This is a genomic window from Streptomyces sp. NPDC003284 (assembly GCF_053589675.1).
Window position 1 is genome coordinate 76,233 of sequence record NZ_JBSFSI010000001.1, and the last position, 16,404, is coordinate 92,636.

General features: G+C 72.0%; 16 protein-coding genes. 8 read left to right on the forward strand and 8 right to left on the reverse strand.

Annotated elements, in window-relative coordinates:
- Positions 1 to 5 precede the first annotated feature (5 nt).
- The 8 genes from ACWDYF_RS00300 to ACWDYF_RS00335 all read right to left on the reverse strand — a co-directional run bounded on the left by ACWDYF_RS00300 (position 6) and on the right by ACWDYF_RS00335 (position 8,887).
- Positions 6 to 575 (reverse strand): GTP-binding protein, encoded by a 570-nt coding sequence (locus tag ACWDYF_RS00300; RefSeq protein WP_018571598.1) that lies wholly within the window; start codon positions 573 to 575, stop codon positions 6 to 8.
- Positions 576 to 581: 6 nt separating this feature from the next.
- Positions 582 to 938 carry a DUF742 domain-containing protein gene (locus ACWDYF_RS00305; protein WP_037874664.1) on the reverse strand — a complete coding sequence of 119 codons (357 nt, stop codon included), beginning with the start codon at positions 936 to 938 and terminating at the stop codon, positions 582 to 584.
- Between the two features lie 47 nt (positions 939 to 985).
- Complete coding sequence (locus tag ACWDYF_RS00310; RefSeq protein ID WP_018571600.1) at positions 986 to 1,417, reverse strand: roadblock/LC7 domain-containing protein; 432 nt, start codon at positions 1,415 to 1,417, stop codon at positions 986 to 988.
- Complete coding sequence (locus tag ACWDYF_RS00315) at positions 1,414 to 4,332, reverse strand: nitrate- and nitrite sensing domain-containing protein (RefSeq protein WP_451584256.1); 2,919 nt, start codon at positions 4,330 to 4,332, stop codon at positions 1,414 to 1,416. Before ACWDYF_RS00315 ends, ACWDYF_RS00310 begins: the two co-directional genes overlap by 4 nt.
- A gap of 305 nt (positions 4,333 to 4,637) precedes the next feature.
- Entirely contained in the window at positions 4,638 to 4,874 is a 237-nt protein-coding gene (locus tag ACWDYF_RS00320) for a hypothetical protein (protein WP_018571603.1), read from the reverse strand.
- A 566-nt stretch (positions 4,875 to 5,440) separates the two neighbouring features.
- Positions 5,441 to 6,904 (reverse strand): catalase, encoded by a 1,464-nt coding sequence (locus ACWDYF_RS00325; RefSeq protein ID WP_018571604.1) that lies wholly within the window; start codon positions 6,902 to 6,904, stop codon positions 5,441 to 5,443.
- Between the two features lie 211 nt (positions 6,905 to 7,115).
- A complete protein-coding gene (locus ACWDYF_RS00330; protein ID WP_018571605.1) occupies positions 7,116 to 8,006 on the reverse strand; it encodes a 2-hydroxy-3-oxopropionate reductase in 891 nt (296 codons plus the stop codon).
- A gap of 41 nt (positions 8,007 to 8,047) precedes the next feature.
- On the reverse strand, positions 8,048 to 8,887 hold the full coding sequence (locus ACWDYF_RS00335) for a TIM barrel protein (RefSeq protein ID WP_018571606.1): 840 nt from the start codon (positions 8,885 to 8,887) through the stop codon (positions 8,048 to 8,050).
- Positions 8,888 to 9,056: 169 nt separating this feature from the next.
- Between ACWDYF_RS00335 and ACWDYF_RS00340 the strand changes: the two genes are divergently transcribed.
- The 8 genes from ACWDYF_RS00340 to ACWDYF_RS00375 all read left to right on the forward strand — a co-directional run bounded on the left by ACWDYF_RS00340 (position 9,057) and on the right by ACWDYF_RS00375 (position 16,372).
- Entirely contained in the window at positions 9,057 to 9,308 is a 252-nt protein-coding gene (locus tag ACWDYF_RS00340; RefSeq protein WP_037874618.1) for a hypothetical protein, read from the forward strand.
- Positions 9,305 to 9,667 carry a helix-turn-helix domain-containing protein gene (locus ACWDYF_RS00345; protein WP_018571608.1) on the forward strand — a complete coding sequence of 121 codons (363 nt, stop codon included), beginning with the start codon at positions 9,305 to 9,307 and terminating at the stop codon, positions 9,665 to 9,667. The genes ACWDYF_RS00340 and ACWDYF_RS00345 overlap by 4 nt, the downstream gene beginning before the upstream one ends.
- Before the next feature lie 144 nt (positions 9,668 to 9,811).
- The gene (uraD, locus tag ACWDYF_RS00350; RefSeq protein WP_018571609.1) at positions 9,812 to 10,321 is read left to right on the forward strand and encodes a 2-oxo-4-hydroxy-4-carboxy-5-ureidoimidazoline decarboxylase; all 510 of its coding nucleotides are present in this window, start codon (positions 9,812 to 9,814) and stop codon (positions 10,319 to 10,321) included.
- 32 nt (positions 10,322 to 10,353) lie between these two features.
- Positions 10,354 to 10,755 (forward strand): hydroxyisourate hydrolase, encoded by a 402-nt coding sequence (gene uraH, locus ACWDYF_RS00355; protein ID WP_018571610.1) that lies wholly within the window; start codon positions 10,354 to 10,356, stop codon positions 10,753 to 10,755.
- A 7-nt stretch (positions 10,756 to 10,762) separates the two neighbouring features.
- Positions 10,763 to 11,698 carry a factor-independent urate hydroxylase gene (gene pucL, locus ACWDYF_RS00360; RefSeq protein ID WP_381739941.1) on the forward strand — a complete coding sequence of 312 codons (936 nt, stop codon included), beginning with the start codon at positions 10,763 to 10,765 and terminating at the stop codon, positions 11,696 to 11,698.
- A 65-nt stretch (positions 11,699 to 11,763) separates the two neighbouring features.
- The gene (locus tag ACWDYF_RS00365; protein WP_381739942.1) at positions 11,764 to 13,173 is read left to right on the forward strand and encodes a nucleobase:cation symporter-2 family protein; all 1,410 of its coding nucleotides are present in this window, start codon (positions 11,764 to 11,766) and stop codon (positions 13,171 to 13,173) included.
- 68 nt (positions 13,174 to 13,241) lie between these two features.
- A complete protein-coding gene (locus tag ACWDYF_RS00370; protein ID WP_381739943.1) occupies positions 13,242 to 14,627 on the forward strand; it encodes an 8-oxoguanine deaminase in 1,386 nt (461 codons plus the stop codon).
- 401 nt (positions 14,628 to 15,028) lie between these two features.
- A complete protein-coding gene (locus ACWDYF_RS00375) occupies positions 15,029 to 16,372 on the forward strand; it encodes a nucleobase:cation symporter-2 family protein (RefSeq protein ID WP_389464633.1) in 1,344 nt (447 codons plus the stop codon).
- The last annotated feature ends 32 nt before the right edge of the window (positions 16,373 to 16,404 follow it).

Here is a 16,404-nt window from a genome sequence, read left to right on the forward strand (position 1 = left end):
GCGGTTCAGCCGGCCGGGACCGGCAGGCTCATCAGGTGGTCGACCAGGGCGAGCAGCGTCTCCTTGGCGAACTCGCGCTGCCTGACGTCGCCGATCAGCAGCGGGACCTGCGGATCGAGGTCGAGCGCCGTCCTGATCTCCTCCGCTGTACGGGTGTTGTGGCCGTGGAAGCAGTTGATGGCGACCACGAACGGGATGCCCCGGCTCTCGAAGAAGTCGATCGAGGCGAAGCTGGTCTCCAGGCGCCGGGTGTCCGCGATGACGACACCGCCGAGGGCGCCGTTGACGAGGTCGTTCCACATGAACCAGAAGCGTTCCTGGCCCGGGGTGCCGAAGAGGTAGACGACCACCTCGTCGCTGATCGTGATGCGCCCGAAGTCCAGGGCGACGGTCGTCGTCTCCTTCTCGCGGATGCCCGCGAGGTCGTCGACGCCGACGCTGGCCTGCGTCATGTACTCCTCGGTGCGCAGCGGAGTGACCTCGCTGACCGCGCCCACCAGGGTGGTCTTGCCGACGCCGAACCCGCCGGCGACAAGGATCTTGACGGCGGCGGGGTCCGCCTGTCTGTTGCTCATGGTGTTCTACAGTCTCCGAAGTCCGTCACGGACGGCGGCCAGCAGCCGCCGGTCTGCGCCGCCCGCCGCCCACGCCACCGAGATCGGTGCGCGGGCGCCCAGCAGGCCCTGGCTGATCAGATCGCCCACCAGGATCTTGGTCACCGACACGGGCAGGTCGAGCCCGGCGGCGACCTCCGCCACGGCGACGGGGCGGCGGCAGCGGGCCAGGATGAGCCGGTGCTCCGGCTGGAGCCTGCCCGGACGCAGCGGGGCGCCCCGTGCGTCGAGGGGTTCGTCCAGCGTGGTGAGCACCGTGATCAGGGTCAGGTCGTCGCGTTCGGGAGCGGTCCGGCCGCGGGTGATGGTGTAGGGGCGCACCATGCTCTCCTCGGCGTCGTCCCCCGTGTCCTCGTGCTCCCAGTGCGTGTTCACGGGCGCGGTCCGGTCCCGAAGGCGTCGAACTCCCCGCGGACCGCGGTCCCCAGCTTCTGCCCGACCTGCTGGACGAGGTTGTGCATGGCCAGGGACATCACCTCGGCGTCGACGTCCTGGGAGGCGACCACCGCCAGGTGCGTGCCCTGTCCGGCGGAGATGATGAACAGCCACAGGTCGGACAGTTCGACGATCACCTGGTGCACCGCACCGCCGCGGAAGAGCTGGCCGACGCCGCGGGCCAGGCTCTGCTGGCCGGTGCAGATGGCGGCCAGCCGCTCCGCGTCCGACCGGCCGATGCTCCGCGAGTGGCTGACGACCAGGCCGTCGTCGGAGAGCAGGACCGCGTTCCTGGTCTCGGCGACCGAGTCGACCAGACCGTCGAGCAGCCAGTCGAGGTCCTGGTGGGTTGCGGTGGTACGTGTCATGATCCGTCCTCATCTCTCGTGGGGTGGCCGGGCGTGCCGGGCGCGGGGGCCGGCGGCTCGGCGTTCGCCCGCGCCGCGCGCGAGCGGCGCTGGAAGGCGCCGATCGTGGCTCCGGCACGGCGCGGTACGGGCCGGAGCATCGGGTCGTCCTGCCAGCGCGGCGGCTGTGCCGCGTCGTTCTGGGCGCCGGGGTCCAGCCGGAGTTCGTCGACCAGGCTGGCCTGCCGGACGCGGCGCGGCAGCGGCGGCTCGGCACCGGGGAGCGGCGGCAGCGGCGCGCTGGTGCCCGTGTGGGAGGGCAGCGGTGTCACGTACCGCACCGGGTATCCCGGCTGCTCCGCCGGTGCGGGCGGCGTGGTGTGCGCAGGCTGCCCCGGCACGGGGTACGGGTTCGCTCCCTGCGGGTACGGAGCCGGGTCGGCGTACCGGCCCTGGTCGCCGTACCCACCCGGAGCGCCGTAGGCATGCGTGTCGCCGTACGCGCCCGGGTCGCCGTACCCGCCCGCGGGCAGGTGCGCCGCCTGGCCGTACCCGGCTTGGCCGCCGTCCGGTGCCGGGAGCGGGGCCGGGATCTCGTGCCGCGCGTGGTCCGGGGCGCCGGGGAAGGGCGCGTCAGGCGGGGTGAAGAGGTCGGAGGGCCCGGTGGGGGGCTGCTCCGCGCCGGGGTACGGGGCTTCCCCGCCCGGACCGGCGTGGACGTCGTCCCGGCCGTGGGCGGTACCGGCACCGGCGTAGGCGTCGTCGTCCCGGCCGGGAGCGGCGTACGGCGGTTCGGCCGGCTCGCCCGGTGCGGGCGCCGCCGCGGTGTGCGGGACGAGCGGCGTGACGGCGGCCAGGGCCTGGCCCTGGCGCCGCGAGGGCAGCGGGTCCTGGGGTCCGGCCGTCGCCGTCGCCGTCGCCGTCGCCGTCGCGGGCACCGGCTCCGGGGCGGGTACGCCCACCGGGCCGCGCGGCGCCGGTTCGGCGACGGTCAGCTCGCCCGGGACCAGGACGACGACGCGGGTGCCGCCGTAGGCGGAGGCGCGGAACTCCACGCCGAGGCCGTACTGCGCCGCGAGCCGGGCGACCACGTGCAGGCCGAGCCGGATGTCCTCGGCGTGGGCCAGGATGTCGAGCCGGGGCGGCCGGAGCATCAGGGCGTTGGCCTCGGCCAGTTGCTCCTCGTCCATGCCCAGGCCGCGGTCCTCGACCTCGATGGCGAGGCCGCGGCTGACCGTCGCCGCCCGCACCTCGACGGGGCTCGGCGGACGGGAGAAGGCGAGGGCGTTCTCGATCAGTTCCGCCAGCACGTGCGAGACGGGTCCCACCGCGCGGGCCGCCAGCCATGGGCTGCCGTCGAGATCGAGGACGACCCGCTGGTAGTCCTGCACCTCGCCCTGGGCCGAGCGCATCACGTCGAGCAGGGCGACCGGCTTGCGCCAGCGCCGGTGCGGCGTACCGCCGGAGAGGATGACGAGGTTCTCCTCGTAGCGCCGCAGCCGGGCGGTGAGGTGGTCCAGGTCGAAGAGGCCGTCCAGCACCTCGGAGTCCTCGTGGCGGCGCTCCATCTCGTCCAGCTTCTTCAGCTGCTGTCCGATGAGCTGCTGGGTGCGGCGGGCGATGCGCTGGAGCAGCCGCTCGAAGCCGCGGTGCTGGTCGGCCTGGTTGACCGCGGCCTGGAGGGCGCTGGTGCGCGCGAGGTTGAGCGCCTGTCCGAGCCGGGTCAGCTCGTCGGCCGCGCCGTCCTCGGCCTGCGGCCGGATGGCCCGTGCCTCGGTCTCGACGTCGATCTCCTCGCCCCGGCCCAGCCGTTCCACGACCTCGGGGAGCGCCTTCTCCAGCGCCTCGGCCTGTTCCTGGAGGCGGCGGATGCGCAGCCGCAGGCTACGGGTCAGGCGCCAGGTGGTGAGGATGACCGCGACCACGGCGGCCAGGCCGATCAGCGAGGTCAGCACCAGGCGGCGCAGCAGGGAGAGCACGCTGTCCTTGCCCTCGGCGACGACCTGGTCGGTGCGCTCCTCGATGACTCCTTCGAGCTGCGGCTTGAGGGCGTCCATCGCGAGCCGCCAGGGCTTCTGCCGGTCGGCGGGCAGGCGGACGTTCCCCGACGCGTCGGGCGCCGCGGGGTGCAGCAGGGTCTGCTCGACGCGGGTCTTGCTCTGCCAGGCGGCCCCGGAGGTCATCTTCTGCCAGACCGCCACCAGGTCGGCGGGCAGATAGGGGGTGAGCTTCGCGTTCTGGAGGAACGACTGGTCCAGGACGGCCTGTTGCACCTGCTGGTAGTCCTTGGCGCTCAGCCTGCCCCGGCTCCAGCCGCGGGCCAGCAGCGCGTCGGAGCGGGAGACCATCTCCTTCGTCCAGAAGAGGTCGACGAGCGGCTGCGAGGCGGTGGTGATCCGGCCGTTGTCGACATGGCTCAGCGCCGTGAACAGCTTGAGGTCCACGGAGATCAGGTCCGTGTAGTAGCGGTACACCGCCTCCTGCTGGTCGGCGTCGCCGTCGTCGACGAGGGACCGCTGCGCGGACAGCTTCCCGATCGCCTGCCGGGCGTCGGCGACGGCGTCCCGCACCTCGGCGGGGGCGTCGCCCACGGCCGAGTCGTCGGAGAGCGACAGGAACGTCGCCACCGCGCCGTCGGTCGAGTGCCGTTGCCGGGTGAGCGCCTCGGCGGCGCCGGTCTGCCCGGCCAGCCGCTCGGCGCTGAGCCGCCGTTCCTCCTGGAGGTTGTAGTAGACGGCGTTGGAGGGCTGGCCGGCTTTCTCCGCCAGCCGCCCCTGGGCCGCCTGGCGCTGGAAGTCGAAGAAGGTCTGGCCGCTGGTGACCGCCCAGAGGGCGGCCAGGGCGACACCTGGGACGAAGGCGAGGATGAGCAGAGCGGTCCGCAGGGAGAGGGACTTCGAGCTCGTCCGCCGTGACGCGCGCGTGCGCAGGGCGATGCTCCTTGACGAGGGCCGGCCTGACGGCCGGTCATTTCTGATCCGTGCTACGACGCGTGCATATTAGTCACACTATGGAGACGAATCGGAGATCACCCTGCTCGATCAACATACGTTGTCCACACGTTCACCGTGAAATCGGGCGCCGGACAACGGGATCGGGGGCCCGCCGCCCCCGTGTCGGCGGGCCCCGTCTCCTGAGTGAGTGCCCCGGTCGGGGGGTGTCCGAAGCCTGTCCGGGGCCGGTTCAGAGCTTGATTTGAGCATGACGTAGCCGGCCTACGCCCCCTGCCGTACGCGCCGGGTCAGTCCTCCGGGTGCTCTGCCATGCCGGGCCAGTCGTCGGGGCCGCCGCCCTGCCACTCGATGAGGTCGCTCTCCTCGACCTCGATGCGGTCCAGGTCCGCCAGCCGGAGGATCTCGATGACGTCGTCCAGGTGGGAGGCGAGCCCGAGGGTCACGTCGTCCTCGGTGACCCGGCGGGAGCCGTCCAGCGCGGGGGAGTGCACCACGATGTGCGGATGCTGCGTGGGGTGTGCCATGCCCCCAGACTCCCGCCGGACGGGCCGGTCCGCACCCCGGGACCCCGGGACGCACGACGCCGGGCCGGGTGGCGCCGGATGCGGGACCGTCCGCATCCGGCAGCCGCCCGGCCCGGCGAGCTCTCCGGCGGTGGAACCCGCCCGGCGGCGCGAGACTGGGCGCGACAGGACATTCGCGCCGCCGGACGGAGTCGGGACCGCCTCGCGCGGGCGCGGGGCGGAAGAACAGGGGGCAGGAGAAACAGGGGAGAGCAGAGAAGGAAAAGAAAGAGGGGGAGGGGAGAGATGGGGGAGGAGGGGCTGGGACCGCGGCGGGCGCGACGGCTCCGGAAGCGCTTCCCTCTGGTCGAGAAGACGGGTCCGTTGCCTTCACCACCGCACTGGCTCGCATCTCCCGTGGGTCCCCGGCTTCGCTGGAAGCCGGGCCACGGGGATTCCGCCGCGGTCCTCGCCCTGACCGCGGGGCGCCGGGCGGCCACCCCTCATCCGGGTCGCCCGGCGCCCGCGCGGGGCGTACGCGTCCGGCTCCCGACCTCCCCGTCGGGCGGCCGGACGCGGCTGGTGGGTCAGTCCTCGCGCAGGGCGCGGACCGCCGCCTCCACGCGCTTGCCGTACTCGGGGTCGGCGGCGTGGAAGTGCGCGAGGTTCTTCTCGACGACGTCCTGGCGGGAGACCTGCGAGAGACCGCCCGCGATGTTCGCGACCAGGCGCTCCTTCTCGGCCTCGGACATCAGCCGGTACAGCTCGCCCGCCTGCACGAAGTCGTCGTCCTTGGTGTGCGCCGGTGCCTCGTGGGTGCCGGTGTGGCCGCTGACGGCCAGCGGCGCCGCGAGCGGCCGGCCGGTCTCCACCGGGCCGTCGTAGGAGTTCGGCTCGTAGTTCTTGGCGTGCCGGCCCTGGGAGTTGGCCGCCATCAGACCGTCCCGGCCGTAGTTGGCGGCGCCGCCGGGCACGGCCCTGGGGGCGTTCACCGCGAGCTGGGTGTGGTTGACGCCCAGGCGGTAGCGGTGCGCGTCGGCGTAGGCGAACAGCCGGCCCTGGAGCATCTTGTCCGGGGACGGGCCGATGCCGGGCACGAAGTTGTTCGGGGAGAACGCGGCCTGCTCGACCTCGGCGAACACATTGTCCGGGTTGCGGTCCAGGACCAGGCGGCCCACCCGCTGGAGCGGGTAGTCCCGGTGCGGCCACACCTTGGTCAGGTCGAACGGGTTGAAGCGGTAGCCGTCCGCCTGGGCCGCGGGCATGAGCTGGACGTACAGCGTCCAGGACGGGTGCACCCCGCGCTCGATGGCCTGGAGCAGGTCGGTCTGGTGGGAGCTGCCGTCCTTGCCGGCGAGTTCCTGGGCCTGCTCGGCGGTCAGGCTGCGGATGCCCTGGTCCGTCTTGAAGTGGTACTTGACGAAGAACGCCTCGCCCTCGGCGTTCGTCCACTGGTAGGTGTGCGAGCCGTAGCCGTTCATGTGGCGGTACGACGCCGGGATGCCGCGGTCGCCCATCAGCCAGGTCACCTGGTGCGTGGCCTCGGGGGCGTGCGCCCAGAAGTCCCAGACGTTGTCCGGCTCCTGGCGGCCGGTGAACGGGTCGCGCTTCTGCGAGTGGATGAAGTCGGGGAACTTGATCGGGTCCTTGATGAAGAACACCGGGGTGTTGTTGCCGACGAGGTCGTAGTTGCCCTCCTCGGTGTAGAACTTCAGCGCGAAGCCGCGCGGGTCGCGCACCGCGTCCGCGCCGCCGAGGCTGTCGGCCACCGTGGAGAAGCGCGCGAACACCTCGGTGCGCTTGCCGATCGTGTCCAGGAAGGCGGCGTGGGTGAACCCGGTGACGTCGTCGGTCACCTCGAAGTGGCCGTAGGCGCCCGAGCCGCGGGCGTGCACCACGCGCTCCGGGATGCGCTCGCGGTTGAAGCGCGCCAGCTTCTCCAGAAGGTGCTGGTCCTGGAGGAGGAGCGGGCCGCCGATGCCGGCGGAGGCGGAGTTCTGGTTGTCGGCGACCGGGGCGCCGGACTCGGTCGTGAGCACGCGCTGCGACATCGTGGACCTTCCATGCGAGGGGCAGCGGAAACTTGTTTCCGCTTCGTGGAGCCTAGATTTGGGCGTTCGGGACGTCAACAGTTTGTTGAATTCCCGCTCGCGGGGCTGCTGCCGGAGGCTGACCGGGTGGACGCCGCCGCCTGGGCGCGACAGGACAGATGTCGGCGGCGGCGCCCCCCGGAGCTGTGGGACCGGCCTGCGGGGGCGCCGGTCAGACCCGGGCGCCGGACAGGCGCTCCACGGCCCGCAGCAGGGCCGAGTGGTCCAGGCCGCCGTCACCCTGGGCGCGCAGCGAGGCGACCAGCTGGGCGACCACGGCGCCGACCGGCAGGGCGGCGCCGACGCTGCGGGCGGCGTCGGTGACGATGCCCATGTCCTTGTGGTGCAGGTCGATGCGGAAGCCCGGCTTGAAGTCCCGGTCGAGGAAGTTGTCCTTCTTGCGGGTCAGCACGGTGGAGCCGGCCAGGCCGCCGTTCAGCACGTCCAGGGCCGCCGCGAGGTCCACGCCGGACTTCTCCAGGAAGACCACGGCCTCGGCGCACGCCTGGATGTTCACCGCGACGATCAGCTGGTTGGCCGCCTTCACGGTCTGGCCCGAGCCGTGCGGACCGCACAGCACGATGGTCCGGCCCAGGGCGTCGAAGAGCGGCTTGGCCTCGTCGAAGTCGGCCTGACCGCCGCCGACCATGATGGACAGCACCGCCTCGATCGCGCCCGCCTCGCCGCCGGAGACAGGGGCGTCCAGCACGCGGATGCCCTTGTCCTGCGCGGCCTTCGCCAGGTCGATCGAGGTCTGCGGGGTGATCGAGGACATGTCGATCAGGAGCGCGCCGGAGCGCGCGTTCTCCAGGATGCCGTCCGGACCGTAGGCGATCGCCTCGACCTGCGGGGAGGCGGGCACCATCGTGATGATCACGTCGGCGTCCGCGACCGCCTCGGCGATCGAACCGGCCGCGGTGCCGCCGGCGGCGGTCAGCCGGTCCAGCTTCTCCTGCTCCAGGGTGAAGCCGGTGACCTGGTAGCCCGCCTTGATCAGGTTCTCGGACATGGGGGAGCCCATGATGCCGAGGCCGATCCAGGAAACCTTGGGAAGAGTGCTCATGACGGGGGTGCCTCTCTGAAAAGCTCTGGTGTTGTGGAGGGTCAGCGGGCCGCGCGGGCGCCGGCGGGCAGCCAGTCGAAGGCCTCGGCGCTCGGCCGGTCGCCGGGCTTGTACTCCAGGCCGACCCACCCGTCGTATCCGGCCTTGGCGAGCCGGTCGAGCAGGTCCTCCAGGGGCAGCGAACCGGTGCCGGGGGCGCCGCGCCCGGGGTTGTCGGCGATCTGCACATGCCCGGTCTTCGCGGCGTACCGGTCGATCACCGCGGGCAGGTCCTCGCCGTTCATCGACAGGTGGTACAGGTCCATCAGGAAGCGGGCGTTGCCCAGGCCGGTCGCGGCGTTCACCCGGTCCACGACCTCGACGGCGGCGGGCGCGCTCACCAGCGGGCACAGCGGCGACTCGGGCTTGTTCAGCGCCTCGATCAGGACGATCGCGCCGATCCGGTCGGCGGCGCGGGCCGCCAGGACCAGGTTCTCCAGGGCGAGCGCGTCCTGCTCGGCCGGGTCCACGCCCTCGACCCGGTTGCCGTACAGCGCGTTGAGCGCCGTGCAGCCCAGGGAGCGGGCGAATTCCACGGCCACGTCGATGTTGGCGCGGAACCGCTCCGACTCCTCGCCGGGCACCGACAGGGCGCCGCGGTCGGGGCCGGGGAGCCTGCCCGCGTAGAAGTTCAGGCCGGTGAGCCGGACGCCCGCGTCCTCGATCGCCTTCCTGAGGGCGTCCAGCTCGGACTGCTCGGGGGTGGGGGTGTCGATCCAGGGCCACCACAGCTCGACCGCGGTGAAGCCGGCCGCGGCGGCGGCCGCGGGGCGCTCCAGGAGCGGGAGTTCCGTGAAGAGGATCGACAGGTTGACGTTGAAGCGCTGGTCTGCGAATCCCATCGGGGCCGCGCTCCCTTCCGTGTCGTTATTCCGTATGACGGAAGTTCGTTTCTGCTTAATGGAAGACTGCCGTCGGGTGTCGCGGCTTGTCAAGAGGGCACCGGCGGCGGACGGTCCCCGGATCGCCCGGACCCGCCCGGAAACCGGCCTTGCGCGTTAGGTTGAGCGCGTGCGATTGAGAGTGGAGTTCACGACCGAACCCTTCGACCTGGACCAGGCCCCCGCGCACGCGGTGGTGGCCCGCGAGGTCGTGGAGGGCGCCGCCCTGGACGCCGTGGACGTCGGCCCCTTCGGCAACACCGCGGAAGGCGGCGCCGACGCCGTGCTGAGCGCCGTGGACACCCTGCTGCGCAGGAGCCTCGCGGCGGGCGCCACCCGGATCTCGCTCCAGGTCAACGTGATCGGGGAGGGCGATAGGTGACCGGGCAGGAGCCGTTCATCGCGGCCGTGAAACCGCTGATCGACGCGATCGGCGGCGAGCTGCTCCCGCCGGAGCAGGCCGGACCCGACGACGTCGTGCTCGCCTGGGAGGGGGTGGACGCCGTCGGTGTGCGCCTGCCCCAGCTGGCCGACTCCCTCGACCACATCCTGGCCGCCATGGAGCGCCGTGAGGGCATGCCGCTCGCCGATCTGGACCGCAGGTCCAAGCAGGAGGTCGTACGGGTCCTGGAGGCGCGCGGCGCCTTCTCCGTGCGGCACGGGGTGGAGACCGTGGCGAGCGCGCTCGGGGTCAGCCGCTTCACCGTCTACAACTACCTCAACCGGGACAAGGAGGGCTGAGCCGCCCCGACCGGGAGGAGTGCAGCGGGGCCGCTCCGGGCTTTGCGCGGAATTTTCAACAAACTGTTGACGCAGTGTTTCGGAGAGCGTTAGCTATCCGCAGCCCGTTCAGCACACAGGCCGTTCGCGGCCACGGAGGCTCCCGTGACTACGACTTCCACGCCGTCGGGCCTCGCCCGCTTCAACACTCTCCCGGATGCCGCGGCCCGTGCCGCGCTCCTGGAGGCGTGCGCCTCCACGGCATGGGCCGAGCGGCTGCTCGCCGCCCGCCCCCACGCCAGTGCCGAGGACCTGTACACCGCCAGTGACGCCGCCATGGCCGAGCTGACGGCGGCGGACCTCGCACAGGCCATGTCCGGCCACCCGCCGATCGGCCGCCCCAAGCCCGGCGACCCGACCTCGGCCCGCGAACAGAGCGGTATGGCCGGCGCCTCCGAGGCCCTCAAGGAGGAGATGCTCGAACTGAACCTGGCCTACCAGGAGAAGTTCGGCCATGTGTTCCTCATCTGCGCCACCGGCCGGACCGGTGAGCAGATGCGGGACGCGGTGAAGGAGCGGATCGGCAACGCGCCGGAGCAGGAACGGGAGATCGTCCGCACCGAGCTGGGGAAGATCAACCGCATCCGGCTCGCGCGCCTGCTCGAAGACGCCTGAGCACCTGCTCGAAGACGCCCGAAGAGGAAACCATGAGCACCGAGACCACCGCCTCCGTGTCCACCCACATCCTGGACACCAGCGTCGGCCGCCCCGCCGGGGGCGTCGCCGTCCAGCTCTCCGCCCGCTCGGGCCGGGACGCCGACTGGCAGACGCTCGGCGGTTCCGCGACCGACGCGGACGGGCGGTGCAAGGACCTGCCGGCCCTGCCGGAGGGGACCACACACGTGCGGCTCGGCTTCGACACCGAGACGTACTTCGCCAAGAAACAAGCCGCGGCCCAGCAGGACGCCCCCGCGCTCCGGGACAGCGAGAACGGCCGGCCGGTGTTCTTCCCCGAGGTGACCATCGCCTTCGCGGTGGTGCCCGGTGAGCACTACCACGTTCCGCTGCTGCTCAACCCGTTCGGCTACTCCGTTTACCGAGGGAGCTGACCGACACATGACCCGTTTCGTCCTGGGACAGAACCAGTACGGCAAGGCAGAGAACCGCGTCGTCAAGATCACGCGGGACGGCGACACGCACCACATCAAGGACCTGAACGTCTCCGTCGCCCTCTCCGGCGACATGGAGGAGGTCCACCGCAGCGGTTCCAACGCGAACGTCCTGCCGACCGACACCACCAAGAACACGGTGTTCGCCTTCGCCAAGGAGCACGGGATCCAGAGCGCCGAGGACCTCGGTGTCAGGCTCGCCCGCCACTTCGTGGACGACAACGAGCCCATCCACCGGGCCCGCATCCGCATCGAGGAGTACTCCTGGGAGCGGATCGAGACCTCCAAGGGCGGCGCCCGCTTCGTCGGCGCCGACGAGATCGCCCACTCCTTCGTCCGCAAGGGCCAGGAGACCCGCGTCGCGCAGATCACCTACGACGGCCACGGCATCCAGGTGCTCTCCGGGTTCAAGGACCTCACCGTCCTGAACTCGACCAACTCCGAGTTCTTCGGCTTCCTGAAGGACAAGTACACCACCCTGCCCGAGGACCACGACCGCATCCTCGCCACCACCGTCGCCACCTGGTGGCGGCACAACTGGGACGGCGTCGACTCGCACGCCCCGGACTGGGACCGCTCCTACGGCGGGGTGCGCAAGCACGCCCTCCAGGCGTTCGCCGAGACCTACTCGTACTCCCTCCAGCAGACCCTGTTCGAGATGGGCGTACGGGTGCTGAACTCCCGTGACGAGGTCGACGAGATCCGCTTCTCGATGCCCAACAAGCACCACTTCCGTTCGGACCTCTCGCCGTTCGGGATCGACAACGAGGCCAAGGACGGCGCCGTGTACTACGCCGCCGACCGCCCCTACGGCCTGATCGAGGCCACCATCCTGCGCGACGGAGCCGAGCAACTCATCCCGGTCGACATGACCAACCTCTGACGCGGGACGCGTGCCGCCGGCCCGGCCCCACCGGGCCGGCGGCACGCCACACCGGAGGGAACACCATGGCACAGCCTGCAACGGAGCCGGCGAAAGGCTCCTGTTCCACCCCGCCGGTGCACACCGAGGACGCCGTCACGTCCGTGCACCCGGTGGACGAGAAACTCCACCCCTCGCGGCTCGTCCCCGCCGCGCTCCAGCACATCGCCGCGATGTACGCGGGCGTTGTCACTCCTCCGCTCATCATCGGCCAGGCCTGCGGGCTCGACATCGCGGCCCGCACCCGGCTGATCGCCGCCTCCCTGCTCATCGCCGGTGTGGCCACCATCCTCCAGACCATCGGCGTCAAGGGCCTCGTCGGCAACCGCCTGCCCTTCGTCAACGCCGCCTCCTCCGCGGGCATCGCCCCCATCCTCGCGATCGCCGAGACCAACTCCCCGGGCCGCCAACTCCCCGCCATCTACGGGGCGGTGATGGTCGCCGGTGTCTTCTGCCTGGCCGTCGGACCGTTCTTCGGACGCCTGCTGCGCTACTTCCCGCCGCTGGTCACCGGTGTGGTGATCACCCTCATCGGGGTCACCCTGATGCCCGTACCGGTCGGCTGGGCCCAGGGCGGCGACAAGACCGCCGCCGGCTTCGGCTCCATGAGGAACCTCGCGCTGGCCGCCTTCACCCTGGTCGTCATCCTGCTGATCCAGCGCTTCGGCCGCGGCTTCGTCAAGCAAGTCGCGCTGCTCTTCGGCCTGTTGATCGGCACGCTGGCCGCCATGCCCTTCGGGATGGCCGACTTCAGCGGCATCCGCTCCGCACCCGTCGCCGCGCTGCCCACCCCCTTCGCCTTCGGCGCCCCCGTCTTCGAGCCCGCCGCGATCCTCTCCCTGTGCATCGTGATGCTGGTGCTGATGACCGAGTCCAGCGCCGGGATGCTCGCCCTCGGCGAGATCTGCGACCGCCGCGCCGACGCCCGCACCATCACCCGCGGACTGCGCACCGACGGCATCGCCACCCTGCTCGGCCCCGTCTTCGGCGGCTTCCCCACCTCGGCCTTCGCCCAGAACGTCGGCGTGGTCTCGCTGACCCGGGTGCGCAGCCGCTACGTCGTCGCCACCGCCGGCGCCGCCCTGCTCGTCCTCGGCGCCTTCCCCGTGCTCGGCGCGGTGGTCTCCCTGGTGCCCATGCCGGTGCTGGGCGGCGCGGGCATCGTCCTGTTCGGCTCCATCGCGGTCAGCGGCATCCGTACGCTCTCCGAGGCCGGACTCGACGACAGCTCCAACATCATCCTGGTCGCCGTCGCCCTGGGCGCGGGCATCATCCCGCTGGCCGCGCCCACCTTCTACGCCGAGTTCCCGGCCTGGGCGCAGACCGTCCTGGGCTCCGGGATCAGCGCCGGCGCACTCGTCGCCGTCCTGCTCAACCTCTTCTTCCACCATCTCGGCACCCGGAGCCGCACGGCCCCGGCACTCAAATCCTCCTAGGGTCCTGCCGTGCCCTCCCCGTGGGCCATCCCCGCCCACGGGCCGCCACTGAAAGACAAGGAAGCGCCATGGCACCATCGGCAGCCCCGCGCATCGTCATCGAGAACGCCGCCATCGCGACCGTCGACGCGAACGACACCGAGTACGCCTCCGGACACCTCGTCATCGCCGGGAACAGGATCGAGTCCGTCGGCGCCGGACCGGCCCCCGCGGGCCTGGCGGACGTGGCGCGGCGCATCGACGCCGGCGGCCACCTCGTCACCCCCGGCCTGGTCAACACCCACCACCACTTCTACCAGTGGATCACCCGGGGCCTGGCCACCGACCACAACCTGTTCAACTGGCTCGTCGCGCTCTACCCCACCTGGGCCCGCATCGACGAGGAGATGGTGTACGCGGCGGCGCAGGGGTCGCTCGCCATGATGGCCCGCGGCGGCGTCACCACCGCCATGGACCACCACTACGTCTTCCCGCAGGGCTCCGGCGACCTGTCCGGCGCGATCATCCGGGCCGCCTCCGAGATGGGCGTCCGGTTCACGCTGGCCCGCGGTTCGATGGACCGCAGCGAGAAGGACGGCGGCCTGCCGCCCGACTTCGCCGTGGAGACGCTGGAGGGCGCCCTCGCCGCCACCGAGGAGACCGTCAAGAAGCACCACGACGCCTCCTTCGACGCCATGACCCAGGTGGCCGTCGCCCCCTGCTCGCCCTTCTCCGTCTCCACCGAACTGATGCGCCAGGGCGCCGAACTCGCCCGGCGGCTCGGCGTGCGCCTGCACACCCACGGTTCGGAGACCGTGGAGGAGGAGAAGTTCTGCCACGAGCTGTTCGGCATGGGCCCCACCGACTACTTCGAGTCGACGGGCTGGCTCGGCGAGGACGTGTGGATGGCGCACTGCGTCCACATGACCGACTCCGACATCGCCGCCTTCGGCCGCACGAAGACCGGTGTGGCGCACTGCCCGTCCTCCAACGCCCGCCTCGCGGCCGGTATCGCCCGGGTCCCCGACATGCTCGCCGCGGGCGTCCCGGTCGGCCTCGGTGTCGACGGCACCGCCTCCAACGAGTCCGGCGAACTCCACACCGAACTGCGCAACGCCCTGCTGATCAACCGCCTCGGCGCGCACCGCGAGGCGGCCCTGAACGCCCGGCAGGCGCTGCGCCTGGGCACCTACGGCGGCGCCCAGGTGCTGGGCCGGGCCGCGCAGACCGGCTCCCTGGAGGCCGGCAAGCTCGCCGACCTCGTGCTGTGGAAGCTGGACACCCTGGCCCACGCCTCCATCGCGGACCCCGTGACCGCCCTGGTCTTCGGCGCCGCCGCCCCGGTCACCGCCTCCTTCGTCAACGGCCGGCAGATCGTCGAGAACGGCCGCCTGCTGCACGCCGACGAGGACGCCATCGCGCACGCCACCCGCGAAGAGGCCCGCCGCCTGGCGCGGATCGCCGCGCAGCACTGACCCGCCCCCCGGCCGTCCGCACAGCACGACGCGGACCGCCGGACGAAGAACTCCGGCCAGGAGGGACGGCTCCCGGCCGGTGGCCGTGGACCCGAGCGGGGTCCACGGCGGCCGCCCCCGGGGCGCGCGTGCACACGCGCGCCCCGGGACGGTCACCGTCACCCGGAGCGGCCCGTCCGCCGGCCGCTCCCTCCCCAGCTCTCGGTCCCGCTCGTGAGCTTCCCGGTCCCGCCCGTGCGGGAGGCCCCCCACGCCCACGCATCACCTCCTTGATACCCACGTCAAAGCCGACGTGACAACCGACCGGAGGAACCGCCGTGCCCGCACCGACCGCCGACGCGCCGGCCGCGCCAGCCAAGTCCCCCGTCCACCCCGTCGACGAGAAGCTCCCCGCCCTGAAGATGGCGACCAGCGGCCTCCAGCACGTGGCCGCCATGTACGCGGGGGTCGTCGCCCCGCCCCTGATCGTCGGCGCGGCCATCGGCCTGAGCGCCCGTGACCTCACCTTCCTCACCGGCGCCTGCCTGTTCACCGCGGGCCTCGCCACGTTCCTCCAGACGCTCGGCATCTGGAAGATCGGCGCCCGGCTGCCCTTCGTCAACGGCGTCACCTTCGCCGGGGTCGCCCCGATGACCGCGATCGTCGCCTCCACCAAGGACAAGTCCGACGCGCTGCCCGTCATCTTCGGCGCGGTCATCGTCGCCGGACTCCTCGGCTTCCTCTGCGCCCCGCTGTTCTGCAAGGCCATCCGCTTCTTCCCGCCGGTCGTCACCGGCAGCGTGATCACCCTCATCGGTGTCTCCCTGCTGCCGGTCGCCTTCGGCTGGGCCCAGGGCCCGAACCCGGCCGCGCACGACTACGGCTCGGCCACCAATCTGACCCTGGCCGGCATCACCCTCCTGCTGGTCCTGCTGCTGCGCCGCTTCACCCGCGGCTTCGTCAAGCAGATCGCCGTCCTGATCGGCCTGGTCCTGGGCACCCTGGTCGCCATCCCCTTCGGCGCCACGGACTTCGGCCCGGTCGCCGACGCCGCCGTGGTCGGCTTCCCGACGCCCTTCCACTTCGGCGCCCCGCAGTTCCAGGTCGCCGCGATCCTGTCGATGTGCGTCGTCATGGTGGTATGCATGACCGAGTCCACCGCCGACATGCTCGCCCTCGGCGAGATCGTCGAACGCCCGGCGGACGAGCGGACCATCGCGGCGGGCCTGCGCGCCGACACCCTCGGCTCCGCGCTCAGCCCCCTGTTCAACGGCTTCATGTGCAGCGCCTTCGCCCAGAACATCGGCCTGGTCGCGATGACCCGCATCCGCAGCCGCTACGTGGTCGCCGCGGGCGGCGGCTTCCTGGTGCTGATGGGCCTGTGCCCGGCCGCCGCCTCCCTCATCGCCGTCGTACCGCGGCCGGTGCTGGGCGGCGCGGGCGTGGTGCTGTTCGGCTCGGTGGCCGCCAGCGGTATCCAGACGCTGGTCAGGGCGGGCCTGGACAAGGACAACAACGTCCTGATCGTCGCCGTCTCGCTCGCCGCCGGCATCATCCCGATCACCGCGCCGGAGTTCTACCACGCCTTCCCCGAGACCGCCCGGATCGTCCTGGACTCGGGCATCTCCACCGGCTGCGTCGTGGCCGTCGCGCTGAATCTGCTCTTCAACCACATCGGCAAGGGCCGGGACGCGGAGGACGTCACCCATCCGATGGAGAGCGGCACGGAGATCGCGGAGGCCGCCCAGCCGGCCCCCACGCACTGACCGCACCCGCCCGCGGGGGTACGGCACCGCCC

Bases quoted from the DNA above. Each gene is read 5' to 3' on its own strand.
- ACWDYF_RS00300 (WP_018571598.1), bottom strand. From the start codon at position 575: ATGAGCAACAGACAGGCGGACCCCGCCGCCGTCAAGATCCTTGTCGCC.
- ACWDYF_RS00305 (WP_037874664.1), bottom strand. From the start codon at position 938: ATGGTGCGCCCCTACACCATCACCCGCGGCCGGACCGCTCCCGAACGC.
- ACWDYF_RS00310 (WP_018571600.1), bottom strand. From the start codon at position 1,417: ATGACACGTACCACCGCAACCCACCAGGACCTCGACTGGCTGCTCGAC.
- ACWDYF_RS00320 (WP_018571603.1), bottom strand. From the start codon at position 4,874: ATGGCACACCCCACGCAGCATCCGCACATCGTGGTGCACTCCCCCGCG.
- ACWDYF_RS00325 (WP_018571604.1), bottom strand. From the start codon at position 6,904: ATGTCGCAGCGCGTGCTCACGACCGAGTCCGGCGCCCCGGTCGCCGAC.
- ACWDYF_RS00330 (WP_018571605.1), bottom strand. From the start codon at position 8,006: ATGAGCACTCTTCCCAAGGTTTCCTGGATCGGCCTCGGCATCATGGGC.
- ACWDYF_RS00335 (WP_018571606.1), bottom strand. From the start codon at position 8,887: ATGGGATTCGCAGACCAGCGCTTCAACGTCAACCTGTCGATCCTCTTC.
- uraH (WP_018571610.1), top strand. From the start codon at position 10,354: ATGAGCACCGAGACCACCGCCTCCGTGTCCACCCACATCCTGGACACC.
- pucL (WP_381739941.1), top strand. From the start codon at position 10,763: ATGACCCGTTTCGTCCTGGGACAGAACCAGTACGGCAAGGCAGAGAAC.
- ACWDYF_RS00365 (WP_381739942.1), top strand. From the start codon at position 11,764: ATGGCACAGCCTGCAACGGAGCCGGCGAAAGGCTCCTGTTCCACCCCG.
- ACWDYF_RS00370 (WP_381739943.1), top strand. From the start codon at position 13,242: ATGGCACCATCGGCAGCCCCGCGCATCGTCATCGAGAACGCCGCCATC.
- ACWDYF_RS00375 (WP_389464633.1), top strand. From the start codon at position 15,029: ATGGCGACCAGCGGCCTCCAGCACGTGGCCGCCATGTACGCGGGGGTC.